This window comes from Ligilactobacillus animalis KCTC 3501 = DSM 20602, from assembly GCF_001434535.1.
Taxonomy (GTDB): domain Bacteria; phylum Bacillota; class Bacilli; order Lactobacillales; family Lactobacillaceae; genus Ligilactobacillus; species Ligilactobacillus animalis.
This window is the reverse complement of sequence record NZ_AYYW01000032.1, coordinates 114,896-138,841: the sequence shown is the minus strand read 5'-3', so window position 1 is coordinate 138,841 and position 23,946 is coordinate 114,896. Positions and strand designations below refer to the sequence as shown.

At 41.6% G+C, this 23,946-nt stretch carries 24 protein-coding genes and 2 other annotated features; of the genes, 20 read left to right on the top strand and 4 right to left on the bottom strand.

Annotation, left to right across the window (positions count from 1 at the left end; translation table 11 throughout):
- Nucleotides 1–15: 15 nt before the first annotated feature.
- On the top strand, nucleotides 16–2,022 hold the full coding sequence (locus FC30_RS05880) for a bifunctional glutamate--cysteine ligase/glutathione synthetase (RefSeq protein ID WP_010688698.1): 2,007 nt from the start codon (nucleotides 16–18) through the stop codon (nucleotides 2,020–2,022).
- A gap of 50 nt (nucleotides 2,023–2,072) precedes the next feature.
- Here the strand turns inward: FC30_RS05880 and FC30_RS05875 are convergent, their stop codons facing one another.
- Together FC30_RS05875 and rpsD are read right to left on the bottom strand one after the other, a co-directional pair.
- The gene (locus FC30_RS05875; protein ID WP_010688699.1) at nucleotides 2,073–2,537 is read right to left on the bottom strand and encodes a YueI family protein; all 465 of its coding nucleotides are present in this window, start codon (nucleotides 2,535–2,537) and stop codon (nucleotides 2,073–2,075) included.
- Nucleotides 2,538–2,635: 98 nt separating this feature from the next.
- On the bottom strand, nucleotides 2,636–3,244 hold the full coding sequence (rpsD, locus tag FC30_RS05870) for a 30S ribosomal protein S4 (protein WP_004049031.1): 609 nt from the start codon (nucleotides 3,242–3,244) through the stop codon (nucleotides 2,636–2,638).
- 277 nt (nucleotides 3,245–3,521) lie between these two features.
- On the opposite strand from rpsD, the gene FC30_RS09345 reads away from it, so the two are divergent.
- Nucleotides 3,522–3,725, top strand: coding sequence for a hypothetical protein (locus tag FC30_RS09345; protein WP_010688702.1), 204 nt, complete (start codon nucleotides 3,522–3,524; stop codon nucleotides 3,723–3,725).
- Nucleotides 3,726–4,301: a polysaccharide deacetylase family protein gene (locus FC30_RS05865; protein ID WP_010688703.1), complete on the top strand. Its 576-nt coding sequence runs from the start codon at nucleotides 3,726–3,728 to the stop codon at nucleotides 4,299–4,301.
- Between the two features lie 58 nt (nucleotides 4,302–4,359).
- Here FC30_RS05865 and FC30_RS05860 read toward each other — a convergent pair whose 3' ends face one another.
- Complete coding sequence (locus FC30_RS05860) at nucleotides 4,360–4,914, bottom strand: M15 family metallopeptidase (protein ID WP_010688705.1); 555 nt, start codon at nucleotides 4,912–4,914, stop codon at nucleotides 4,360–4,362.
- Nucleotides 4,915–4,927: 13 nt separating this feature from the next.
- Nucleotides 4,928–5,371: a GAF domain-containing protein gene (locus tag FC30_RS05855; protein ID WP_010688707.1), complete on the bottom strand. Its 444-nt coding sequence runs from the start codon at nucleotides 5,369–5,371 to the stop codon at nucleotides 4,928–4,930.
- A 143-nt stretch (nucleotides 5,372–5,514) separates the two neighbouring features.
- On the opposite strand from FC30_RS05855, the gene ezrA reads away from it, so the two are divergent.
- The 17 genes from ezrA to cls all read left to right on the top strand — a co-directional run bounded on the left by ezrA (nucleotide 5,515) and on the right by cls (nucleotide 23,931).
- Nucleotides 5,515–7,227: a septation ring formation regulator EzrA gene (gene ezrA, locus FC30_RS05850; protein WP_010688708.1), complete on the top strand. Its 1,713-nt coding sequence runs from the start codon at nucleotides 5,515–5,517 to the stop codon at nucleotides 7,225–7,227.
- 132 nt (nucleotides 7,228–7,359) lie between these two features.
- Nucleotides 7,360–8,508 carry a cysteine desulfurase family protein gene (locus FC30_RS05845; protein WP_010688709.1) on the top strand — a complete coding sequence of 383 codons (1,149 nt, stop codon included), beginning with the start codon at nucleotides 7,360–7,362 and terminating at the stop codon, nucleotides 8,506–8,508.
- A gap of 18 nt (nucleotides 8,509–8,526) precedes the next feature.
- On the top strand, nucleotides 8,527–9,744 hold the full coding sequence (gene thiI, locus FC30_RS05840) for a tRNA uracil 4-sulfurtransferase ThiI (RefSeq protein ID WP_010688710.1): 1,218 nt from the start codon (nucleotides 8,527–8,529) through the stop codon (nucleotides 9,742–9,744).
- Between the two features lie 40 nt (nucleotides 9,745–9,784).
- Nucleotides 9,785–9,990, top strand: a binding site (T-box leader).
- 54 nt (nucleotides 9,991–10,044) lie between these two features.
- The gene (locus FC30_RS05835) at nucleotides 10,045–12,708 is read left to right on the top strand and encodes a valine--tRNA ligase (RefSeq protein ID WP_010688711.1); all 2,664 of its coding nucleotides are present in this window, start codon (nucleotides 10,045–10,047) and stop codon (nucleotides 12,706–12,708) included.
- A gap of 95 nt (nucleotides 12,709–12,803) precedes the next feature.
- A complete protein-coding gene (locus FC30_RS05830) occupies nucleotides 12,804–14,075 on the top strand; it encodes a bifunctional folylpolyglutamate synthase/dihydrofolate synthase (protein ID WP_010688712.1) in 1,272 nt (423 codons plus the stop codon).
- Between the two features lie 16 nt (nucleotides 14,076–14,091).
- On the top strand, nucleotides 14,092–14,748 hold the full coding sequence (locus FC30_RS05825) for an HAD family hydrolase (RefSeq protein WP_010688713.1): 657 nt from the start codon (nucleotides 14,092–14,094) through the stop codon (nucleotides 14,746–14,748).
- 49 nt (nucleotides 14,749–14,797) lie between these two features.
- Nucleotides 14,798–15,421, top strand: a complete 624-nt coding sequence (locus FC30_RS05820) for a JAB domain-containing protein (protein ID WP_010688714.1) — start codon at nucleotides 14,798–14,800, stop codon at nucleotides 15,419–15,421.
- Nucleotides 15,422–15,430: 9 nt separating this feature from the next.
- Nucleotides 15,431–15,637: a cold-shock protein gene (locus FC30_RS05815; protein WP_004049007.1), complete on the top strand. Its 207-nt coding sequence runs from the start codon at nucleotides 15,431–15,433 to the stop codon at nucleotides 15,635–15,637.
- 312 nt (nucleotides 15,638–15,949) lie between these two features.
- Nucleotides 15,950–16,954 (top strand): rod shape-determining protein, encoded by a 1,005-nt coding sequence (locus FC30_RS05810; RefSeq protein ID WP_004049006.1) that lies wholly within the window; start codon nucleotides 15,950–15,952, stop codon nucleotides 16,952–16,954.
- A gap of 94 nt (nucleotides 16,955–17,048) precedes the next feature.
- Complete coding sequence (gene mreC / locus FC30_RS05805) at nucleotides 17,049–17,897, top strand: rod shape-determining protein MreC (protein ID WP_035448935.1); 849 nt, start codon at nucleotides 17,049–17,051, stop codon at nucleotides 17,895–17,897.
- A gap of 11 nt (nucleotides 17,898–17,908) precedes the next feature.
- Complete coding sequence (mreD, locus tag FC30_RS05800) at nucleotides 17,909–18,427, top strand: rod shape-determining protein MreD (RefSeq protein ID WP_010688717.1); 519 nt, start codon at nucleotides 17,909–17,911, stop codon at nucleotides 18,425–18,427.
- Nucleotides 18,428–18,446: 19 nt separating this feature from the next.
- A complete protein-coding gene (locus FC30_RS05795; protein ID WP_010688718.1) occupies nucleotides 18,447–19,109 on the top strand; it encodes a septum site-determining protein MinC in 663 nt (220 codons plus the stop codon).
- Nucleotides 19,110–19,916 carry a septum site-determining protein MinD gene (gene minD / locus FC30_RS05790; protein ID WP_010688720.1) on the top strand — a complete coding sequence of 269 codons (807 nt, stop codon included), beginning with the start codon at nucleotides 19,110–19,112 and terminating at the stop codon, nucleotides 19,914–19,916. It begins immediately after the preceding gene.
- 56 nt (nucleotides 19,917–19,972) lie between these two features.
- Nucleotides 19,973–20,206 (top strand) — a binding site (T-box leader).
- 60 nt (nucleotides 20,207–20,266) lie between these two features.
- Nucleotides 20,267–20,914, top strand: a complete 648-nt coding sequence (locus FC30_RS05785) for an amino acid ABC transporter permease (RefSeq protein WP_010688723.1) — start codon at nucleotides 20,267–20,269, stop codon at nucleotides 20,912–20,914.
- Nucleotides 20,915–20,926: 12 nt separating this feature from the next.
- Entirely contained in the window at nucleotides 20,927–21,565 is a 639-nt protein-coding gene (locus tag FC30_RS05780) for an amino acid ABC transporter ATP-binding protein (protein ID WP_010688725.1), read from the top strand.
- Nucleotides 21,566–21,579: 14 nt separating this feature from the next.
- The gene (locus tag FC30_RS05775) at nucleotides 21,580–22,398 is read left to right on the top strand and encodes an amino acid ABC transporter substrate-binding protein (RefSeq protein WP_010688726.1); all 819 of its coding nucleotides are present in this window, start codon (nucleotides 21,580–21,582) and stop codon (nucleotides 22,396–22,398) included.
- A gap of 69 nt (nucleotides 22,399–22,467) precedes the next feature.
- Nucleotides 22,468–23,931, top strand: coding sequence for a cardiolipin synthase (gene cls, locus FC30_RS05770; protein ID WP_010688727.1), 1,464 nt, complete (start codon nucleotides 22,468–22,470; stop codon nucleotides 23,929–23,931).
- Nucleotides 23,932–23,946: the final 15 nt, after the last annotated feature.

Sequence of the window (23,946 nt, the reverse complement as noted above, 5' to 3'; positions counted from 1 at the left end):
TAAAGGATGAACAAGATGAAATTTGATGAAATTGGTGATCAAATTATTGATTCAGATCTGACAGAAGCGTTGCATGCTTTCACATTTCAAGTGATCCGGCGCTGGCAGATCTTAGATAGACAAAAAAATTTAAATACGCAAGCACTGCCCTTAGTTGGAACTAAAAATGAATATGTCACCGTCCAAGAGGCACAGTTGACACTAAAAACAAAAGCCAATCTTTCGTTAGAGAGTGCTTTGACCGACATGGAATTGCAAGGCCAAGCTTTACGCAAACGGTTAGGTAGCCAAGTCGTATTGTGGCCATTTTCGGAAAAACTACATGCAAGTTTAGCTAAGGGTGTCGGAAGCAAGATCCGCTTAGCTTTGCCCGAACAGCTATTCACTGAACTCTATGCCGCTAAATTCAGTAAATCAAAGATCTCGTATGTGACTTTTAGAAATCAAGTCTACCACAAATTATTGGAAGAATTTAGCCTAAAAAAAGCATTTTTGATCTATTTATTTGGCGCGACTCCTTATGCCTGGGGGACAAAAGCAAGTGAGAGCCAAGTATCACCTAAGCGCAGTGTAGCTGCTCAAGCTAAGCTAGCTGATACTGGGATCAAACTCAGTGGGACTTATCAAGAACCAAGTGAGATGCAAACTAAAGGTGTTCACTATATGGAATTTGACCTCTTAGACTTTGATCCATTCCACGAAAATGGTGTTACTGCCCACCAGTTGCGCTTACTTGAAGTGATGGCAGGTTATTTCTTATTGAATGAAAGCACGACGACACCAAGTGATCTTCAAGCTGCTGAAAGTTTAGCTAAGGAAGTGGCGCGTGAGAATCCATTTGCCAAGAGCCAGATCTTCGTCCAAGCTAATACTTTCTTGAAACAATTAGACCGATTTGCGCAAAAATTTGGTTATGCTAAGTGGCAAGGGACCTTTGATGTTTTAAAGAAACGTCTAGAAACGCCGGCTGAGACTCCAAGTGCGCGTTTGTTAAGAACACAGGGCAAACACGAAACGTTAGCTGACTATGGTGTCTTTTTAGCGCAAAATTACCAAGAAGCCGCCTTATTAAAAGAACCAAGTCGAGATAAAAATACGCAAACGATCTTGGATGAAGCGATTATTTCAGGGTTTAGTTACCAAGAAGTGATGCCAAGTCAAGGAATCATCGAGGTAAATGGCAAAATACTCAAACGTGGGATCCAGACGACAAGAGAAAGTGCGATCATGACTGAACTCTGGCAACAAAAGCAGTTGGCTAAGCAATATCTCAGTGGACAGGCAGTCAATACGTCACAAGCTTGGATCGTCAATAACCGCCAAGAACTCAAGCAACTGTATCCAACGCTGAAGGGGAAAGCTGTGATCGTCAAAAATGCGGTTGGAGATTCCAAAGCGCAGACACAGTTGTTTAGGTTACCGCCAACCCAAGCGGAATTGACCCGTGCTTTTGAAGAGCAAGCCAAAGAGACCACACAAGTTATGATCGAGCAAGTTGTTCAAGGTTCAGTCTACCGTGCCTTAGTCGTCAATGATGAGATCATAAGTTTAGTTGAGCGCATTCCAGCTAATGTCGTTGGGGATGGACGTTCAACTTTAAAGGAATTGATCAACCGTAAAAATGCGCGGGCCCGAGCTGAATTTGAGACGATCACGCTAGGTGAGGTCGAACGTGAGACCTTAAAAGCACAAGGATTGAAACTAGAAAGTGTCATTCCACGTGGGATCCAAGTCCTCTTGCGTTATGATGCGACGTTTAATACTGGTTTGCAGGCTTATGAGGTCTTAGATGAAGTCGATAGTTCATATTTGACTGAGATCAAGCGTTTAGCTGAGGCTTTGCAACTCCACGATGGGGCTTTAGACATCATCATTCCAAACATCTATCAACCATACACGGAACAAGCGCAATTGACCTTCTTAAATGCGCATGCTTATCCGGCATTAGCTTTGAATGAATATGTCTTATTACAGACAGAAAAACAACCGATCGCACAAAAAGTGATCGCCCAATTTAAATAGCCAAAAGAGGCTGTGACAACATAATGTTTTGTCACAGCCTCTTTTGTTGTTTATTCAAATAATTTATGCAGACATTCAAGTGGGGATTTTTTATGTTCGGGCTTTTCTTCTGCTTTCGTTGTTTTAGGGTAACGCTTGGCGACGTCAACTTCTTCAACATGTAGTGCAGTGTTTTTATCACAGACAACGACCGCTAGATCTTTTGGTCCATGATGCAACGTTTGATCAGTGTTACATGTGAAGGTAACATTTGCTTCTTGGGCGAGCTGCATCAACTCACTTAGAAGTGGATTTTCTACTTGGCCATTGATGATGACGTGTAGTTCGGGATGGAGGGTCAATTCCTGCTTGAGATCAGCGAGATATTCGGGATCTTTGATCTGTTCAAAGGTCAAAGTTAGTTCGACCCGTTCACGGAAGGTCCCAAGATATTTGCGCTTTTCATCAGGTTTGAGTTGGGGTGTACCATACATCCCTTTATTCATGTGATTTTGCAGTTCATCTGATCCACTCATCTTTTAACCACCTTTCTATGATAAAGTATAGCAGATTTTTAAGTAAAATAAAAAGAGCCCAGTCAAAACTGAGCTCTGAAATAATATCAAAATTGATATTAAAGTTTGTTGTAGTATTCAACAACGAGTGATTCGTCGATGTTTGCATCGAGTTCGTCACGTTCTGGTAAACGAACTAATGAACCTTCCATTGTGTTTTCGTCAAAGGAAACAAATGGTACACGACCAACGATTGCTTCCAAAGCTTCTTTAACAACTTTCAAGTCTTTTGAACGTTCACGCAAGGAGATAACTTGGCCTGGTTTTACTTCGTATGAAGGAATATCCACGCGCTTGCCATCAACTGTGATGTGACCGTGGTTTACCAATTGACGAGCTTGGCGACGAGTTGTAGCCAAACCTAAACGGTAAACAACGTTATCCAAACGACGTTCCAACAATACCATGAAGTTGTCACCGTGCTTACCTTCGCGGATCTTACCAGCCTTTAAGAAAAGGTTAGCAAATTGGCGTTCAGATAAACCGTATGTCATACGAAGCTTTTGCTTTTCACGCAATTGCAAACCGTATTCAGACAACTTACGACGGTTGTTTTGACCATGTTGGCCTGGTGCGTATGGACGACGAGCTAATTCTTTACCTGTACCTGAAAGAGAGATCCCTAAACGACGGGAAACTTTCCAGGAAGGACCTGTATAACGAGACATTAAAAATTCCTCCAATATTTTGTTTGGAGTAAAATAATGTGTGAGTTTAGTATTCGTGCATTTTATTTTGCGACTTTCACCCTTGCAGCCGAAGGGGTACTTGGCGAACCAAACTGGCAATAAAATGTTGACGAGCTTACCGCTCACTGCTGCATTATTTTACACAAACGCTATTGTAGCAATTATCAAGACTAGTGTCAAGTAAAAATAAATCAGTTATTTTTATGCAAATAGAGTATAATATTAGTCGATATTATTAATATATTGGGGGATAAAAATGTTTAAACGTCTTATTTTATTGAGCTTAGCACTCGTATTAGGGGGAGCATTGTTGACTCAGACCGAGTTTGCCAGCAAAAAACATACCGTTAAATGGGAGAAGGCCAGTGCGCCGGTCAATTTGCCGATCTTGATGTATCACAGTGTGGAAAATAAGCCGGGTAATGGTTTGTGTGTACCGCCTGAGCAGTTAGAGCAATAGTTGAAATATTTACATGAGCAGGACTACTATACAGTCACACCAGCTGAAGCGTATAAGATCTTGGCGCAAAATAAGGTACCCAAAAAGCACAAGAAACTGGTCATGGTGACTTTTGATGACGGGTATGAAAATAACTATACCGCGGCTTATCCACTTTTGAAGAAGTATCATATCCATGCAACGATCGGCTTGATCACAAGTAAAGTCGACACCCAAGAGATGCTGACCTTAAAACAGGTCAAGGAAATGAAGAAGAGCAAGTGGGTGAGTTTTGTTAGCCATACTCAAAATCACCAAGAATTGAATCGCCTCGATGAAGCTGGCCAAAGAGAAGAGATGCAAGCTTCACGGACTTGGTTGAAACAAGATCTACATCAAAAACCAGATCTATTGGTCTATCCTGTAGGACGTTACAATGAAGTTTCACCAAAAGTAGCTAAGGAAAGTGGCTACAAGCTAGCTTTGACGACTAAGCCAGGCCTAGCTAACGCAGAACAGGGGCTTTATGAATTGCACAGACAACGAGTGGTCCCAGATATGACGCAAGAAGCTTTTGCTAAATTATTGCAACCATAAACAACAAGGGTCCGCCACATCATATCGTGGCGGACCCTTCGTTATTTTATATGATCATTTAATAGTCGTTTGGATCGGCAATCAAGGGGCCGTATTCGTCCATTTGACTATCGCGATAATCCCACCATTCATTTTCATAACCCACGAAGCCAGCTTGCGTCATCGCATCGTTTAGGATGGTGTAGTATTTTTCTTGTTCAGCGGTCCGTTTAGCGTTACGAAAAGCCACTGCAGAAAAGTCGTCAAAGGCAGTTTGCATCGGCATATCATTGCCTTCAAGATCGGTTAAAGTCAGATCAAAGGTCACGCCTTTTTGATGACTGAAATTTGGATCAGGTTCGGCCACAAAATTGGGGTCAGGGTAGACTTCAAAGAGTCGCTTTTGGGCTGAGACGGGGCGGTAAGCATCCCAGACTTTGAGGCGGTAACCTTGTGCTTTGACAAGTTCACTAGCTTTAGCCAACTTATGAGCTGTTCCAGTGCGAGCGATCGCCGTGGTGAAATCATAGATGACTTGCCCAGTAAAGTTATCAGGCGTAGCGTACTTTAGATCGACCAAGATCTCAGGGTCGAGTTTTTGGATATTGGTAAAACCAGTTAGATGTTTTTCCATACTTTCCTCCATTTTAGAGATGTTTACATAGCGTTTCGACAAATTCACTTAACAAAGCTTCATCTTCAGCGCTGAAATGATCTAATTCAGGCGAATCGATATCTAAAACGCCGATTTTTTCCCCGTCTTTGATCAAAGGTAAGACGATCTCTGAATTTGAAGCCGAATCACAGGCGATATGACCCGCAAATTCATGGACATTAGCGACGCGTAAAACTTTACCTGCTTGAAAGGCAGTACCACAGACACCTGCTCCGTTTTTGATATGCATGCAAGCAACTTTACCTTGGAAAGGTCCTAGATCAAGCTGGTCAGTCGTTTCATCGTAGAGATAAAAGCCGACCCAGTTGATATTTTCCAGTGTATCGTTCAACAAAGCTGAAGCGTTGGCGAGATTTGCGGTCCGGTTCGTTTCATTTTCCAATAAAGCATCGATTTGTGCACTTAAAATAGACATTTTATTTCCTCCGTGTCGATTGTAGCGTTTATAGTGTATCAATATCAGTAACTATGATATAATTAGCTTTAGATTTTATACGTAATTGCCGATTCTGGCAAGTGATAAAGTTTAAGCTAGCAATTTAAAGGATGGGACATCAGATGGTAGTAGTTTTAGTTACAATTGTATTAGTTGCAGTCGCAATCTATGCAAGCGTACTTTTCTTTCAACGTTCATTTGAAGAACGGATCACAAAAGCTAAAAGTAGCATAGAAGAGATCCTCGACTCACCGCTTGAGAAGGAACTCGAGGAAGTTAAAAAAATGACCTTATCAGGAGATAGTCTAAGTGAATTTGAAGCGGTAGAACACTCCTATTATGCTTTGGTGAACCAACAATTACCTGAGATCTCAGAGTATTTGAACAAGTTGCAAGCTGAATTAGAGCAGTACCGCTTTTGGAAGATCAACGGAGAGCTCAAGCAAAATGAAGCTCAGGTAGCTAAAGCCCAACAACAATATGAGCAATTAAAGCTTGAGTTAGCTGAGATCAAACAGACGGCTGAGATCCACAAAAAAGCGATCGGCGAACTCAAAGAAGAGTACCAAAAGATCAGAAAGACTTTATTGGCAAAGAATTTCTCTTACGGGCCAAGTATCGATGAGTTAGAAAAAGAATTAGCGACATTAGAAAAAGATTTTGACGAGTATTCTAAGGTGACTGAAGAAGGCGACTATGCCAAATCAAGTGAACTTTTAGAAAAGCTCAAGCAACAAACACGTTTATTGAAGATCGCGCTAAAGAAATTGCCACCGATCTATCGCAATTTAAAGAATATTTTCCCAGAACAGTTGCAGGAATTAAAAGCTGGCTATTCCAAATTGCAAGCTGAGAAATATGGCTTTAAAAAGGATCTAGCCAAGCACTTGGAAGCGATCGAACAAAAGTGCAAAGAAAATGAAGCTAACTTAAAACAAGCTGATGTACCTAAAGCTGAAGCCCTTGACCAACAGATCGCCGATATGATCGATGAAGCCTATGAGATCATGGAAAATGAGTATAACGCTAAGCTTAAAGTGACACGGCAAGAAAAACATCTAGCTGACTTTATCGAACATGCCAAGCATCAAGAAAAAGAATTATTGATCGAACTGGATCGCTTGAGCCAAAATTATACGCTCAACCATAATGAAATGGAAGAAGCGCATGCGTTGAATGAACAATTAAAGAAGATCGACAAGAATTTTACCGCTTATATGCAAGCTAAGCCAAAAGATGTGATCGTTTATTCCGAAGTTTTGGAACAACAAACGGCTGATCTGAAAGCTTTAAAGAAGATCGAACTCAAGCAAAAAGAGATCGGTGAAAGTGTGGCTGATCTCTTTGAAGAAGAAAAAGAAGCCCAAGCAGCGGTCCAAGGTTTTGATAACGATATCCACCGTTTGAAGCGCGAGATAGAGATCTTGAATTTACCCGGCTTGCCAAGTGATTACATTGAGTACTTCTTTAAAGTCGGACGTGAGATCGAAAGTTTGGATCAAGACTTGAATAAGATCCAGATCGATATGGAACAGATCGCGCGTGATCTGATCAATACGCAATCAGATCTTGATGTTTTGGCACAAAAGACCCAAGAGATCATCGATAGTTCAACTTTGACCGAAGCGATGTTACAATATTCCAACCGCTATCGGACACGATATCCAGAAGTTGCATCTGCCTATGCCCATGCAGTCGAGCTTTTCAACAAGAATTATGACTATATGGGAGCTTTAGATGTGATCTCTGAGGCACTTGAGACAGTTGAACCGGGATGTTATAAACGGATCGAAAATGACTATAAGGCGGGAAATAATCGCCGCGAAGTCATCTAAATATTTACTAAGGACTAAAGCTAAGTTGCACAACTAAGCTTTAGTCCTTATAATTTGTAATGGCAAATTAATTTGTACTTTTTGTGATTATAAATTACAATAAGTAAGTTAAATTATTAAAGAGGGGTCAGCATGATATATTTTGATAACAGTGCAACGACAAAAGTTCACCCAGAAGTTTTAACGACCTATACAAAAGTCAGCGAAGCGATCTGGGGCAATCCTTCCTCGTTACACAAGATGGGTGAAAATGCCTATAATCTACTTGAACAATCTCGGGCGCAGATCGCAGAACTCCTTGGATGTCAAAAAGAAGAGATCTTTTTTACTAGTGGGGGCACAGAAGGCGACAACTGGGCGATCAAAGGCACAGCGCTCGAAAAAGGGATCTATGGAAAACATTTGATCACGACACAAGTTGAACATCCAGCGGTGCTCAATTCGATGAAGCAACTTGAAAAGTTAGGCTTTGAAGTCACATATCTACCAGTTGATGAAAATGGCAGAGTATCGGTTGAAGAGCTAAAACAAGCTTTACGTAAGGATACGATCTTAGTATCAGTTATGGCGGTCAACAACGAAGTCGGCACGATCCAACCGATAAAAGAGATCGCTCAAGTCTTGGCTGATCATCCTAAAGTTCATTTTCATGTCGATGCAGTTCAAGCGGTAGGTAAAGGTCTAACGGATCTGATCATGGATGAAAGAGTCGATCTAGTGACTTTTTCAGGGCATAAATTCCACGCTCCACGTGGCGTTGGTTTCTTGTATAAGAAATCCGGACGAAAATTAGCGCCACTTTTATCTGGTGGTGGCCAAGAGAAGAATTTACGCAGTAGTACAGAGAATCTTCCGGCGATCGCTGCAATGGCTAAAGCCTTACGCTTATTGCTGGAAAATGAAACAAAAAATGTCGCCCATGAGCAGGCGATCCGGCAAAAGATCTTTGAGCATTTACAAGCGTTTGATAAAGTAACGCTCTTTTCACAGCTAGATGATAAGTTTGCACCACATATCTTATGCTTTGCGATCGCAGGCGTACGTGGCGAAACGATCGTCCATGCGTTTGAAGATCAAGGCGTCTTTATCTCAACGACGAGTGCTTGTTCATCTAAAAAAGGCCAAGTTTCATCGACCTTACACGCAATGCAAGTCGATGATAAGATCGCCACATCGGGTGTCCGTGTCAGTCTAGATGAAAATAATACGCTGTCTGAAGCAGATAAATTTAATCAGATCTTCGATGATATCTATCAAAAATTTTTAAAGATCAATTCGTAAAAACAGAAAGGAAGCAAGATGCAATATACAGAAATTATGGTTCGTTATGGCGAACTTTCAACTAAGGGTAAAAACCGACGTAACTTTATCGATCGCTTAGGTTTCAATGTTCGACAAGCAATGCATGATTTTCCAAAATTAGTGGTCAAAGCTCATCGTGATCGGATGCACATCCAATTAAACGGTGAAGACTCGACTAAAGTCATGGAACGTTTGAAACAAGTTTTTGGGATCCAAAACTTCTCACCTTCGATCCGGGTCGCTCGTGATGTCGAAGAAGTTAAAAAGATTGCAACACAAATGGTGGCTGAACAGTTCCACGAAGGTATGACGTTTAAGATCAACACGCGTCGCTCTGATCATAACTTCCAATATGATACCAACGAATTAAATGATATGTTGGGGGGCCACATCTTAAAGACGGTCCCAGGGATCAAAGTCAAGATGAAAGAGCCGGACATGATCTTACGCGTTGAAGTTCGAGTTAACGGGATCTATCTTTCTTCTGAAACGATCGATGGTGCCGGTGGTCTGCCGGTCGGGACAGCAGGTAAAGCGATGTTGATGCTTTCTGGTGGGATCGACTCACCAGTTGCTGGTTATTTAGCGATGAAACGTGGGGTGGATATCGAAATGGTCCACTTCTTTAGCCCACCATACACCAGTGAACAAGCTTTGAATAAGGCTAAGGAATTGACGGCTAAGTTGACTCCATATGTTGGTCGGATCCAATTTATCGCTGTGCCATTTACTGAGATCCAAGAAACGATCAAAGAAAAAGTGCCATCTGGTTACTTGATGACGATCCAACGGCGCTTTATGTTGCGTTTAAGTGAAATGATCGCTAAAAAGCGCAATGGTCTAGCAATCTTCAACGGGGAAGCTTTAGGGCAAGTAGCTTCACAAACACTGGAAAGTATGGCTGCGATCAATGATGTAACGACGATGCCTGTTTTACGTCCAGTAGTTTCAATGGATAAAAATGAGATCATCAAGATCGCCCAAGATATCGATACATTCGATCTTTCCATCCAACCATTTGAAGATTGCTGTACGATCTTTGCACCACCAGCTCCAAAGACTAAGCCAAAGATCGATAAGGCACGTTATTACGAAGAACGCCTTGATGTTGAAGGCTTGTTAGCTCGGGCAATGGAAAATATCACGATCACAGATATCAAGATCGGTGATGAATTTATGAACGAAAAACAAGCAGATTTCGCTGAATTGCTATAAAAAGCGCTTGACGCGTGCTTGTTTCAAGGCTAAAATACATCTATAAGCTTTGAACAAGAGGTTTTGATCGCTAACTGTTTTCAGAGAGAAGCGGGTGGGTGCGACGCTTTAACAGACGATCAGATAGTAGCTTGTGAGCTGTCCTACTGAAACTAAGTAAGTAAGACCGGATATCTATTCGTTAACGCAGATCAAAGAGGGGTAAAAACCCAATTTAGGTGGTACCACGGCACTGTCGTCCTAAGCGGATGGCGGTGCCTTTTTGTTTAGAACCGGTCAAGATAAGAAAGGAAGATAATAATGGCACGTGACATCGAAATGTCAACCAAATACGATCCTAGTCAAGTTGAACCAGGACGTTATCAAAAATGGGTCGATGCTGGGTTGTTCAAGCCAAATGGCGATAAAGAAGCTAAACCATATTCGATCGTGATCCCACCACCAAACGTAACTGGTAAGTTACACTTGGGCCATGCTTGGGATACAACGTTACAAGATATGTTGATCAGACAAAAACGGATGCAAGGTTTTGATACCTTATGGCTTCCTGGGATGGACCATGCCGGGATCGCAACACAAGCTAAAGTTGAAGCACGTTTAGCTGAAGAAGGGATCTCCCGTTACGATCTAGGACGTGAAAAGTTCATCGATAAGGTTTGGGAATGGAAAGGCGAATATGCTGATATCATTCATGCGCAATGGGCTAAATTAGGTCTTTCTTTGGATTATGATCGTGAACGTTTTACCTTGGATGAAGGCTTATCGCATGCTGTTCGCCGTGTCTTTGTAAAGTTATATGAAAAAGGCTTGATCTACCGTGGTGAATACATCATCAACTGGGATCCAAAGGCTCGGACTGCTTTATCCGATATCGAAGTTATCCACCAAGATGACGAAGGTGCCTTTTACCATGTGAAATATCCATTCGTTGATGGAACAACATTCAATGGGAAAGATTACATTGAGATCGCAACGACACGTCCTGAAACAATGATGGGTGACGTGGCTGTAGCAGTTAATCCAAAAGATGAACGCTACAAAGACTTAGTCGGTAAAGAAGTGCTCTTGCCACTCCAAGGGCGTCATATCCCGATCATCGCCGATCAATATGTTGATCCTGAATTTGGGACTGGGATGGTGAAGATTACCCCAGCACATGACCCTAATGACTTTGAAGTCGGTAACCGTCATGACTTAGAACGGATCAACACGATGAACGATGATGGTACGATGAATGAACGAGCTGGTAAATACAACGGCATGGACCGTTTTGATGCTCGTAAAGCGATCGTTAAAGACCTTGAAGATCAAGGCTACATGTTAAACATCGAAAAGATCACGCACAGTGTGGGTCACTCTGAACGGACAGGTGTGCCAGTTGAAGCTCGTCTCTCAACACAATGGTTCGTTAAGATGAAACCATTAGCTCAAGCAGCTTTGGCTAACCAAGATTCGGATGATCGGGTCGACTTTGTGCCAGAACGTTTTGAAAAGACCTTTACTCAATGGATGGAAAACGTTCATGATTGGGTCATTTCACGCCAATTATGGTGGGGCCATCAGATCCCAGCTTGGTATAACAAGCATACGGGTGAAACTTATGTTGGTGAAGAAGCTCCAGCTGATATCGAAAATTGGGAACAAGATCCTGATGTTTTAGATACTTGGTTCTCTAGTGCTTTATGGCCATTTTCAACGATGGGCTGGCCAGATACAGATGCGCCTGATTTCAAGCGTTACTTCCCAACTAATACGTTAGTCACAGGTTATGATATCATCTTCTTCTGGGTATCACGGATGATCTTCCAAAGTATCGAATTTACTGGTCGCCGTCCATTTAAGGATGTTTTGATCCACGGTTTGATCCGGGATGAACAAGGACGCAAGATGAGTAAATCACTTGGCAACGGGATCGATCCAATGGACGTGATCGACAAGTATGGTGCTGATGCTTTACGTTGGTTCTTATCCAACGGTTCAGCACCAGGCCAAGACGTTCGTTTCTCCTATACGAAGATGGATGCAGCTTGGAACTTTATCAATAAGATCTGGAATGCTAGCCGCTTTGTGATCATGAACCTCGATGAAGATACGACTGCTACTTTACCAGCTAAAGCAGAATGGCAATTAGCTGACAAGTGGATCTTGAGCCGCTTGAATGACACTGTCAAAGAAGTAACGCGTCTCTTTGATAACTATGAATTTGGTGAAGCTGGTCGTGCCCTTTACAACTTCATCTGGAACGATTTCTGTGACTGGTACATCGAAATGGCTAAGGAAAACTTGACGGGTGACGATGCTAAGGCTAAGCAAAATACGCAAAGCATTTTATGCTATGTCTTGGATCAAACATTACGTCTCTTACATCCGATCATGCCATTTGTGACCGAACAGATCTGGTTAGAAATGCCACATAAAGGCGAATCTTTGGTAACAGCTGCTTACCCAGTTGAACACCCAGAATTCGATGATCAAGCTGCCGAAGAACAAATGGATAACTTGATCGAATTGATCAAAGCTGTGCGTAACAACCGGGCTGAAGTTAATGCACCAATGTCTTCAGCGATCGATATCTTGATCAAGACGACTTCTGAAACGACTAAAGCAGTCTTTGAAAATAACCAAGAATATATCGAACGCTTCTGCCATCCAAAACATCTTGAGATCGGCTCTGACGTGACAGCTCCAGCTTTAGCAATGACTTCTGTGATCACAGGCGCTGAAGTTTACTTGCCATTAGCTGACTTGATCGATCTAAACGAAGAGATCGCACGTTTAGAAAAAGAAGCTAAGAAATTAGAATCTGAAGTAACACGTGGTGAAAAGAAACTTGGCAATGAACGCTTTGTTGCTAATGCACCAGCTGAAGTTGTTGCTAAAGAAAAAGAAAAATTAGCGGGTTACCGTGAAAAATTAAGCGCAACTAACGAACGGATCAAAGATCTAAAAGCTCAAGTTGATTAATTTTTAAACAACGCTTGCCTTTCGGGGTGAGCGTTTTTTTACGTGCTTTGTGTTATACTGGAAATAAGATATTTTTAGGTAAATGAGGCGAAAAGATGCAGATCAAAAGCTATACTGAGGCGGTCGAATTTATTCATGGACGTCGCAAATTTACAAAGTCCCCCGACTTAGAGCGGATGCGCCGGTTTGCTCATTATCTGGGTGATCCACAAGAAAAGACCAAGTTCATCCATGTCACGGGAACCAATGGCAAAGGGTCAACGGTGGCTTTTTTGAGCGAACTTTTGCAAAGTCAAGGATTTACGGTGGGAACCTTCACTTCGCCTTACATCACGCGCTTTAACGAACGGATCGCACTCAATGGCGAACCGATCAGTGATCAAATGTTGGTCGAGCTGTTAAACGAGTTGTTACCGGTCATTTCACGGCTCGATGAAGAATATGCCGGTGAGGGACCTAAGGAATTTGAAGTCGTCACAATGCTGATGTTTTTATATTTTGCTAAAATGGCCCCTGATTATGCGGTCGTTGAAGTGGGCATCGGCGGACTCTATGATTCGACTAATATTTTGACCCCTGAGTTAGCGGTAATCACTGAAGTTGCGTTAGACCATACTCAGATCTTAGGCGATACTTTGGCTAAGATCGCCACGGCAAAAGCAGGGATCATCAAACAAGATCGGCCGGTCGTCGTTGGAAAATTAGCACCAGAATGTTTGGCTGTTATTCAAGCACAGGCTGAAAAAAGAAATGCTCCTTTGTATCAAGCGGGAGTAGATTATACGTTCTTACCTGAAAAAAGAGCTAGTGTTTGGGGTGAAAGCTTTACATATCAAGGCTTTGGGCTCAAGGATAAGCTAGCGATCTCATTGTTAGGTCAATATCAGGTCGCCAATGCTAGTTTAGCTGTGAGTGCATTTTTGGTCTTGGCTAAAAGAGCGGGTTTTTCGCCAACGCTAAGCGAGATCAAAATCGCTTTAAAACAGACGACCTGGGCGGGGCGCTTTGAAAAGATAAATGATGAGCCACTGATCGTCTTGGATGGAGCCCACAATGCAGATGCGGTCCAGCAATTGGTCCAAACATTAAAACAAAATTTTGCCGATAAACAGATCTATGTTATCATGTCGGTCTTGGCTGATAAGCAGGCTAAGACAATGGTAAATAAATTAGAGCAGTTACCTAATGTCGAACTATTTACGGTCAGTTTTGATGCGCCCCGTGCACTCAGTCATGAACAAGGTCGTTTCTATGAAGCGTGGCCCGAAGCTTTGGCTGAGGTCATGCAAGAGATCTCAAGTGATGATATGCTATTATTTACGGGTTCGTTGTATTTTGTGTCGGAAGTAAGAAATTATTTTATTTAGATCGTGAGGATATGAGATGGATTTGAAATTAGTGATCTTTGATATGGATGGTGTCGTATTTGATTCTGAAAAAGTATACTTTGAAGCTAACAGGCTAGCGGCTGAAAAACTCCAAATGCCAAACTACACTTTGGAATATTACAAGCAATTTATCGGAGCAGGGACAGAACCTATGCTGGCTCAAATGGCTAAAGATTATGGTAGCCGTGAGTTAGTTGATTGTTTTTACCAGATGAGTATGGATAATGTTTATCCGATCGTAGAAGCTGGAAAATTAGAATTAAAACCAGGTTTTAAAGAATTGACCGCTTATTTGGATGAACAAAATATCCCTTATGTCATCGCTTCAAGTAATTTTAGAAAAGATATCGAATACTATTTGGAAAAGACAAATATTTCAGGTCGCTTTGCGCATATCGTTTCAGCTGACGATGTGACCCATGCTAAGCCATCCCCAGAGATCTTTGAAAAAGCTTGGCAAAAAGCTGGCTGTCCAGCTAAAAATGAAACTTTGATCATTGAGGATTCATTGAATGGCGTCAAAGCAGCCAATAATGCTGAGATCCCAGTCGTTATGGTGCCAGATATCATTCAACCGACCGCATATGAAAAAGAACATACGGTAGCGATCTTGCCCGATCTAGTAGCTGTGCGAGATCTCATCAAAAAATAAATTATTTCTAGGCCCGTTTGCGAATTTTATAAAGTAAGGGGGCTTGAAAATGAATTTAAAAAATTTAACAGATAAGATCGTTTTAAGTGAATCATTAGGCTTTTTGCTGGATAAGCAAGCAGCTGGTCAAGTGGTCGACCGCTACTTTGCGCAAGCTGATTCGCTAGCGCAGTTCCAGTATTTTGGGGTCACTGATTGGACTAAGCTGACCATTGATACCAAACTCCAGGATTATTTATTGCTTTTATGCGAATTTGCTAAGCGCTATGCTTTAAAACCACCGTTAGAATTGGGGCAGATCTGTTCTAGTAAGGTGATCGGCGAGTATATGAGTGCGAAGTTGGCCCTGCGTAAGCAAGAAGTCCTGTGGGGTGTCTATTTAGATACCAAAAATCAAATCTTGGCTCAAGAAGAGATCTTTGTGGGAACGCTAAATGAAGCCACGGTCCATCCAAGGGAGATCTTGAAATTAGCGCTGAAGTATAGCGCAGCCCGCTTTATCGTGGTCCATAATCACCCTAGTGGTCAGGTGACACCTTCCCCAAATGACATCGCCTTGACTAGACGTTTACAGGCGTGTGGTGAGCTCTTAGGGATCGCGTTATTGGACCACATTATTGTTGGTGAGCATACATATTTGAGTATGCGTGAAGAAAAAATATTAATTAGATAGGTGAATTACATGTTACAAGGAACAGTACGTCGTTTTAATAAGGATAAAGGTTACGGGTTTATCACCCCTGATAATGCACCAAAAGAGGATCTTTTTGTCCACTATACGGCGATCGAAAAATCAGGTTATAAGATCTTAGAAGAAGGTCAAAGAGTTGAATTCGTTGAAGTTGAAGGTAAAAAAGGCTTTCAAGCAGCTTTAGTCACGATCCTATAAAGGTTAAGATATTTTAAAAAAATTAGTTGAAATGAAAATTTATCTAGATTAAATAAAAATTAAGCTTTGATTTATGATATAATACTGAAATTGAAGAGAATCAATTTCAACAATTTATAAAATTTTTGGCTAGCTGGAGCAACTGCTCGAGTAAGAGGAAAATTTTTTCAAAAAAGGATCAAAATTTTTTCTTTTTATTTGTCATTGCCAAGGTAAAACATGAAAATATGTTGGAAACACGGCGATTCAATGTTACAATTAAAATATCTTGAATTAAGTACTCATTTAGAGTTTGCGAAGGGATGAAACAACGTGTTCGGAATCGGAACAAAAAATATCGGAATCGATTTAGGGACTGCTAATACGATCGTTTATGCTGAAAATAAGGGAATTGTATTACGCGAACCTTCTGTCGTAGCTAAAAATACTAAAACTGGCGAAGTCGTATCTGTTGGTTCAGAAGCGCGTGATATGATCGGGCGCACACCAGCAAGTATCGTAGCGATCCGTCCAATGAAAGACGGTGTCATTGCTGATTATGATACAACTGTCTCCATGATGAAATATTATATTGAAAAAGCTGTTGGTAGCAAGACTGCTAAGCCATATGTCATGGTCTGTGTACCTAGTGGTGTAACTGAAGTTGAAAAGCGTGCTGTGATCGATGCTACTCGAGTTGCAGGGGCTAAAGATGCTTACGTGATCGAAGAACCATTTGCAGCTGCGATCGGTGCTGGTCTACCAGTTATGGATCCAACTGGTAGCATGGTCGTTGATATCGGTGGTGGGACGACTGACGTTGCAACGATCTCCTTGGGTGGGATCGTATCTAGCCGTTCGATTCGGATGGCTGGTGACAAGATCGATGATTCGATCATCTACTATGTACGTAAAAATTACAATTTGTTGATCGGTGAACGTACAGCTGAACAATTAAAGATCAACGTTGCCTCTGCTTCTGTTGAAGCTGCTAAGGAATTGGATAGTCAAACGATCCGTGGACGTGATTTAGTGACAGGTCTACCTAAGACGATCGAGATCCGCCCCGAAGATGTAGCTGAAGCGATCCAAGAAGTAGTGCAAGAGATCATCACAGCTATCAAAGAAACATTAGAAGAAACATCTCCTGAGATCGCAGCTGACGTGATCGATCATGGGATCGTTTTAACTGGTGGTGGTGCGTTATTACGCCACTTACCAGATGTGATCTCTGAAGCAACAAAAGTGCCTGTATTCGTGGCTCAAGATCCACTTGACTGTGTGGCTGTTGGGACAGGCGAATCACTTAAGAGCATTGATGTAATGAAGAAAAGATAAATAGGCGGTTAAAGTCTAAAGTTAGGAGGTTGGGGTTTAGTCGTCCAGCCTCTTAATTTTTAATGCGGATCTTATCGAGTTCAGGAGGTTTTTTATGCAAAAGTTTTTTTTCAATAAAAAACTTGTTATTACACTGGTCGCTTTGATCATCAGTTTTTTACTGATCGCATTTTCGATCACAGTGCGTAATAATCGATCGATGCCAACATTTGTGCAACAGTTTGGTAATGAAGCTTTTGGTCTAGTTGATCGGGTCATCAGTTTTCCAGTTGCTGGAGTCGCGCATGTAGGTGGCTCTGTTTCTGATCTACTCAACACGTATGAGGAAAATCAGAAATTAAAGCAACAGATCGATAGTTTGGCAGCCGATAAAGTTGAAAACCAAACCTTACGTAAGGAAAATAAACAATTAAAAGAACAGTTGAAATTAGATGAAAGCTTGACTGATTATTCAAAGATCAGTGCCCATGTTTTATCTCGGACACCATCTTCTTGGCAAAATCAGATCGTGATCTCAAAGGGATCATTTGCAGGTGTGACTAAAAATGCTGCCGTTTTATCACGTAAGGGCTTAGTCGGACGGGTCGTGGAAGTCAATAAGACCAACAGTAAAGTTGAATTGCTCACGACGCAAAATGATTCGGCTAACCGTTTTGCAGTCCAATTGGAAAGTGATGGCGAAGTGATCAACGGTTTGATCACGGGCTATGACCGACAAAAAAATCAGTTGATCATGGGACAGATCACTTCTAAGAAGAAGATCAAGAAGAATACTGAGGTCATTACCTCTGGGATGGGTGGTAATACCCCTAAGGGCTTATTGATCGGAAAAGTCGTCAAAACAACGGATGATGATGATGGGTTAGCGACAAAAGTTTATATCGAGCCAGCTGCTGATATGACAGATCTTAGTGTTGTGACTGTGGCTAAACGCGCAGACTAGGGGGCAGAATGATGGCAAATTCCAAGCTAAAATATTATTTTCCTCTAGGGTTGATCATCTGCATCGTTTTGGATGGGACACTTAGTAGCTTATATGCTCAGTATTTTTTTACAAGTTCAATTTCGATCGAGAGTCGCTTGACCTTGTTATGGCTAGTGATGGCGATTTTCTATGGTGAAGTTGACCGTTTGATGCTATGGGCATTTATTGCTGGATTGATTTTTGATATGTACTATACGGGGATCTTAGGGATCTTTATGATCATTTTTCCTTTGATCGTTTATTTGAACCGAGAAGTGTATCGTTTTTTCACTTCTAACTTTATTGTGGTACTATTAATATATCTGATAGATGTTACGCTCGTTACGGCTTTGGCATATTGGGCCAACTCCCTGATCGGACTGACCGCAACTGGTTCAGCTGATTTTGTGGTGCAAACTTTAGGGCCGTCACTGGCGTATAACTTGGCGGTATTTTCGCTATTATTTATCCCAGTCAAAAATTTCTTTGAGAAGTATTCTTCTCGATAAATAAGGAAGGTGCAAGCTGATGCAGGCAGCTGTGTTAAAGGGCTACAAAGACGGATATGAACTGATCATACGTGATAATGCAGATTTTGATCAGGCGCTGTCCGAATTAAAAGACCTATTTCGAAAACTACAACTTGATACTGTCGGTGAAGAAAAACAGATCTCATTTACGGTCAATACCGAAAGACGCTTGTTGAGTGCAAAACAAAAGCAAAAGATCGAAGAATTAGTTGGAAATTATCCTCGTTTTTCGATCTATAAGTTTGTTTCTGATGTGGTAGATACTAAAGATGCACTTGAATTTATGGAAGAACATACCGTCCATGTCAATAGTGATACGATCCGTAACGGTCAAGTCAAGTTGATCAAGGGTGACGTCTTGTTTTTAGGCAATATCCATAAGGGTGGCATTTTGCAAGCGACCGGGAGTATCTTTGTTTTAGGAAATGTCGAAGGGATCTTACATGCTGGCTATAGTGATAATGTGATCTCAGTGATCGCTGGGAATTTTAAACGGGCACAACAAGTTCGGATCAGTGATCTAGTAGACATCATCGAGCCAGATATGCAAGCCGATAAAGTCGTTGCTTATGTCAATGACCTGCATGCTTTAAGCTATACGACGCTTGCTGAATTAAAAACACTTAGGCCTAAAATTTTTACACAAATAGGAGGGTTTTAAATGGGAAAATCGATCGTTATTACATCGGGAAAAGGCGGCGTTGGTAAGACAACTACGACTGCTAATCTCGGAACAGCCTTGGCTTTGATGGGCAAAAAAGTCTGTCTGGTCGATCTAGATATCGGTTTAAGAAACCTAGATGTTATTTTGGGCTTAGATAATCGTATCATTTACGATATCATTGATGTGGCGCAAGGTAGAGCTAAGTTACCCCAAGCCTTGATCAAAGACAAGCGTTTTGGCGACAATTTATTCCTGTTACCTGCAGCGCAAAATACGGATAAATCGGCCCTTGAACCGGAAGAAGCTAAACAGATCGTTGATGAGTTACGATCTGAGTTTGACTATGTGTTGCTCGATTGCCCAGCTGGGATCGAACAAGGTTTTGCTAACGCAGTAGCTGGTGCGGATGAAGCAATCGTAGTCTCGACACCTGAGATCTCAGCCGTTCGAGATGCTGATCGGGTAGTCGGGTTGCTTGAACAACAGAATTTAGAAGAACCACCGATGCTTATCATCAATCGGATCAAAAAGAAGATGATGCATGATGGTCAAATGATGGATGTTGATGAGATTACGCGGCATTTATCGATCAAATTGATCGGGATCGTCTTTGATGATGATAATGTAATTGGTTTTTCGAACAAGGGCGAACCTGTTATTTTAGATGAAAAGAGTGAAGCATCTAAGGGATATCGTAATATCGCACGGCGTTTAGAGGGTGAAACGATCCCGTTGATGACACTTAAAGAAGACGAACAAGGTGGCTTTTTCAAGAAGATGAGTTCTTGGTTCAAACGCAAATAAGCCAGATTTGTTGTTGACAGTTTTACCGATAAATGTTAATCTTTATGAAAAATTATTTAACGATATCGAGCGGAAGAGTAGAAGATGTTTACCTGAAAAAGAGACTATCCGGGAGCTGAAAAGGATAGAGGTGGCATTTTTGAACCACATCCGTGAATTGGTACACTGAACCTAAAGCAGTAGGTGTATCCGGTCAGAAGTCCGTTACACTTGAGTTAAGTTAACTCACTGAGACTCCTTTTGTGAGAAAGGAGTAAATATGAGGTGGAACCGCGTAAAACGCCCTCTTGGATTTTTTCCAAGAGGGTGTTTTTCTTTTACCAGTAAGTTAAAAAATGGAGGAATTTGGGATGGATTATATCATGGAAGTCATGCCCTCGTTGATTTCAGGGATGGGAGTGACCTTATCAGTATTTTTTTGGACCTTAGTTGGTTCTTTGCCTTTAGGTTTGATCGTTTCTTTAGGGATGATGTCACGATTTAAGATACTTCAAAAAATATTAGGTATCTATGTTTGGCTGATGCGAGGAACACCGCTGTTATTGCAATTGATCTTTGTCTTTTATGGACTTCCGCTGTTAGGAACAGGGATCGTGTTACCACGGTATGAAGCTGCGTTGGTGGCATTTATTTTGAACTACACAGCATATTTTGCTGAGATCTTTCGTGGGGGCTTGCAATCGATCGATAAAGGGCAATATGAAAGTGCTAAGGTCTTACGCTTGAGCTACTGGCAAACGATCCGCAAAGTCGTAGTTCCACAGGTGATCAAGATCGTGATCCCTTCGATCGGTAATGAAGTGATCAACTTAGTCAAGGACTCAAGTTTAGTTTATGTGATCGGTCTAGGTGATCTCTTGCGCGCAGGTAATGTTGCGACAAGTCGGGATGTGACTTTAGTGCCACTATTGCTAGTGGGCGCGATGTATTTGATGATGACGGCCTTTTTCACTTATGTTTTGAAAAAGATCGAGCAGCACTATAGTTATTGGAAATAAGGAGTGATCAACATGTTAGAACTAAAAGAAGTAACTAAAAAATTTGGCGATAGAACGATCTTGGATCATGTTGATCTGACTGTAGAAGATGGCAAGATCTTGTGTATCGTAGGGCAATCTGGTGGTGGTAAGACCACACTTTTACGGTGTATCAGTGGTTTAGAACGGATCGACAGCGGGCAGATCTTGGTAGATGGGGTCGCCTTTGATCCATACGTCAATAGTACCAATGATGCTGTGATCGGGGTGGTTTTCCAAGAATACAATCTCTTCCCGCATTTGACCGTGTTACAAAATGTGATGCTAGCTCCAACGATGGTCTTAAAAAAAGATAAGAAAGAAGCGCAAGCAGAAGCCCAGGAGCTTTTACAAAAGTTAGCGCTTGGTGATAAAGGTGAACTTTATCCTTGGCAACTATCAGGGGGACAAAAGCAACGGGTCGCGATTGCCCGCGCTCTAGCGATGAAACCACGGATCTTGTGCTATGATGAACCCACTTCAGCCTTAGATCCAGGTCTGCGCGATACTGTCAAAGAGATCATTTTGGATCTGAAAAAAGATAAGATGACGCAGATCATCGTTACGCACGATATTGATTTTGCTGAAGAGATCGCTGATGATATTTTACGTGTGAAACCACTGGCTAATTAAAGGAATTGAGATAGATGAAACGATATTTAAAATTACTAGCGCTTGGTTTAGGTCTAAGTCTCTTATTAGTCGTTTCGGGCTGCAATGATGTCAAAAAAAGAGCCGATACGGTCGATACTTGGCAACAGATCGAGCAAAAAAAGCGGGTCGTGATCGGACTAGATGATAGTTTTGTACCGATGGGTTTTCGCCAAAAAGATGGTAAGCTCGTTGGATATGATATCGATCTAGCTAAGGAAGTCTTTAAACTATACGGGATCACGCCTGATTTTCAGACGATCGATTGGTCAATGAAAGAAACTGAATTGCGCAACCAAACGATCGATCTGATCTGGAATGGCTATACCAAGACGGATGAACGTGCTAAAAATGTGGCTTTCAGTCAGCCATACCTAAAGAATGAACAATACTTAGTAAGTAAAAAAAGCCAACAGATCGTAAATGACAGTTCCATGAAAGGCAAGATCTTAGGTTTACAAAGTGGATCTTCGGGCTATCAAGCCTACTTGGATGAACCAAAAGTTTTAAAACAATATGTCAAAGAAGCGATCCAATACGACACCTTCAACAATGCTTTCATGGATCTAGATGCTGATCGCATCCAAGGACTATTGATCGACAGCGTTTATGCCAACTACTATATTGCGCATAAAAAAGATCCGGCTAGTTATCGGAAAGAAAACGCAGGGTTTGCGTCTGAAGATTTTGTAGTTGGAATGCGAAAGGGTGACAAGACCCTACAAAAGAAGATCAATGAAGCGTTTAAAGTTTTAAAGGAGAATGGGACGTTAGAACGTTTGAACCGTAAATGGTTCGGGGAAAATGTAAACTGACCCTGACAGCCTTAAAACTAAGGTGTATACTAGGTTAATGATCATATAATGGAGGGGTAGAATTTAATAATGGACACATTAGTTAGTGTGCTGACAGTGATCTTACTATTGAACGTTATTGCAGCAATCATCACTGTTTTTAAAGAAAAACGTGATATTACGGCAACTTGGGCTTGGCTCTTGGTGCTCAATCTATTGCCAGTGATCGGTTTTGGGATCTATTTACTAGTTGGTAAAAATATCTCCAAAGAAAAGATGTTTGATCTCAAGATGCAAGAACGACTCGGGATCGATCAGCTCGTTGAGTTGCAAAAGGAACAATGGCAAGAAGAAGAGCTCTTGCCAGAAGGCTTGCGTACGCCTGAAGCCCGCCAAACGGTGCGCTTGTTACTGGAGACTGATCAAGCTATCTTGACCAAAAATAATCAAGTCGATATTTACGATGACGGGCACGATAAGTTTGCTAAATTACTAGCCGATATCGATGCTGCAAAACATCACGTGCACTTGGAATATTATTCCTTTTTCAGTGATCGGATCGGTAATAAGATCTTAGCCAGTCTTGAAGCAGCCGCTAAACGTGGTGTTAAAGTCCGTGTGATCTATGATAGCATGGGGTCACGGGGACAAGAACGGCATTTCTTTGATGAATTGGAAAAACTTGGTGGCGAGGCAGAACCATTCTTTGCTTATAAAAAAGCTTGGATCCACAGTCCCCGGATCAATTACCGTGAGCACCGTAAATTAGCGATCATTGATGGTAAGATCGGCTATATCGGTGGTTTTAACATCGGTGATCAATATCTCAGTCGTTCCAAGAAATTTGGTCACTGGCGCGATACGCATCTCCGCGTTGTCGGTAATGCTGTTATTGCCATGCAATCGCGCTTTTTGATGGATTGGAATGCAACGATCAAAAATGTTCGGGGCAAAGAACCAGTAAAATATGAAGAGAGTTTGTTTCCATTGCAACGACAAAAAGGCAATGTTGGTCTTCAGATCATCTCCTCAGGTCCGGATAGTGAAGTTGAAGCGATCAAGAAGGGCTATCTCAAACTGATCAGCGGAGCAAATGACTACATTTACATCCAAACTCCGTATTTGATACCAGACGATTCGGTGTTAGAAGCGTTAGTCGTAGCGGCCTTATCTGGGGTCAAAGTCAAGATCATGATCCCTTGTATGCCAGACCACGCTTTTGTTTATCGGGCAACTGAATATTACGCTAAAGTTTTGGTCGATAGTGGCGTCGAAGTTTACACGTATGACGATGGTTTCTTACATGCTAAGACATTTGTCGTCGATTCCCAGATCACTTCTGTTGGTTCAGCTAACCTTGATTTTAGAAGTTTTAAATTGAACTTTGAGGCTAATGCTTTTGGATATGATCGTAAATTGGCACTTAAACTCAAGGAGCTCTTTGAAGCTGATTTAGCTAAGTGTACAAAATTAACACCAGAATACTTTGAACGTCAATCACGTTGGCGTAAATTTAAACAATACTTTTCAAGATTGTTATCACCGATCTTGTAGGCAAAAGGGAAAGAA

Coding starts and splice junctions, on each gene's coding strand:
- FC30_RS05880 (WP_010688698.1), top strand. CDS start 16: ATGAAATTTGATGAAATTGGTGATCAAATTATTGATTCAGATCTGACA.
- FC30_RS05875 (WP_010688699.1), bottom strand. CDS start 2,537: ATGAGTGGATCAGATGAACTGCAAAATCACATGAATAAAGGGATGTAT.
- rpsD (WP_004049031.1), bottom strand. CDS start 3,244: ATGTCTCGTTATACAGGTCCTTCCTGGAAAGTTTCCCGTCGTTTAGGG.
- FC30_RS09345 (WP_010688702.1), top strand. CDS start 3,522: ATGTTTAAACGTCTTATTTTATTGAGCTTAGCACTCGTATTAGGGGGA.
- FC30_RS05860 (WP_010688705.1), bottom strand. CDS start 4,914: ATGGAAAAACATCTAACTGGTTTTACCAATATCCAAAAACTCGACCCT.
- FC30_RS05855 (WP_010688707.1), bottom strand. CDS start 5,371: ATGTCTATTTTAAGTGCACAAATCGATGCTTTATTGGAAAATGAAACG.
- ezrA (WP_010688708.1), top strand. CDS start 5,515: ATGGTAGTAGTTTTAGTTACAATTGTATTAGTTGCAGTCGCAATCTAT.
- FC30_RS05845 (WP_010688709.1), top strand. CDS start 7,360: ATGATATATTTTGATAACAGTGCAACGACAAAAGTTCACCCAGAAGTT.
- thiI (WP_010688710.1), top strand. CDS start 8,527: ATGCAATATACAGAAATTATGGTTCGTTATGGCGAACTTTCAACTAAG.
- FC30_RS05835 (WP_010688711.1), top strand. CDS start 10,045: ATGGCACGTGACATCGAAATGTCAACCAAATACGATCCTAGTCAAGTT.
- FC30_RS05830 (WP_010688712.1), top strand. CDS start 12,804: ATGCAGATCAAAAGCTATACTGAGGCGGTCGAATTTATTCATGGACGT.
- FC30_RS05825 (WP_010688713.1), top strand. CDS start 14,092: ATGGATTTGAAATTAGTGATCTTTGATATGGATGGTGTCGTATTTGAT.
- FC30_RS05820 (WP_010688714.1), top strand. CDS start 14,798: ATGAATTTAAAAAATTTAACAGATAAGATCGTTTTAAGTGAATCATTA.
- FC30_RS05815 (WP_004049007.1), top strand. CDS start 15,431: ATGTTACAAGGAACAGTACGTCGTTTTAATAAGGATAAAGGTTACGGG.
- mreC (WP_035448935.1), top strand. CDS start 17,049: ATGCAAAAGTTTTTTTTCAATAAAAAACTTGTTATTACACTGGTCGCT.
- mreD (WP_010688717.1), top strand. CDS start 17,909: ATGGCAAATTCCAAGCTAAAATATTATTTTCCTCTAGGGTTGATCATC.
- FC30_RS05795 (WP_010688718.1), top strand. CDS start 18,447: ATGCAGGCAGCTGTGTTAAAGGGCTACAAAGACGGATATGAACTGATC.
- minD (WP_010688720.1), top strand. CDS start 19,110: ATGGGAAAATCGATCGTTATTACATCGGGAAAAGGCGGCGTTGGTAAG.
- FC30_RS05785 (WP_010688723.1), top strand. CDS start 20,267: ATGGATTATATCATGGAAGTCATGCCCTCGTTGATTTCAGGGATGGGA.
- FC30_RS05780 (WP_010688725.1), top strand. CDS start 20,927: ATGTTAGAACTAAAAGAAGTAACTAAAAAATTTGGCGATAGAACGATC.
- FC30_RS05775 (WP_010688726.1), top strand. CDS start 21,580: ATGAAACGATATTTAAAATTACTAGCGCTTGGTTTAGGTCTAAGTCTC.
- cls (WP_010688727.1), top strand. CDS start 22,468: ATGGACACATTAGTTAGTGTGCTGACAGTGATCTTACTATTGAACGTT.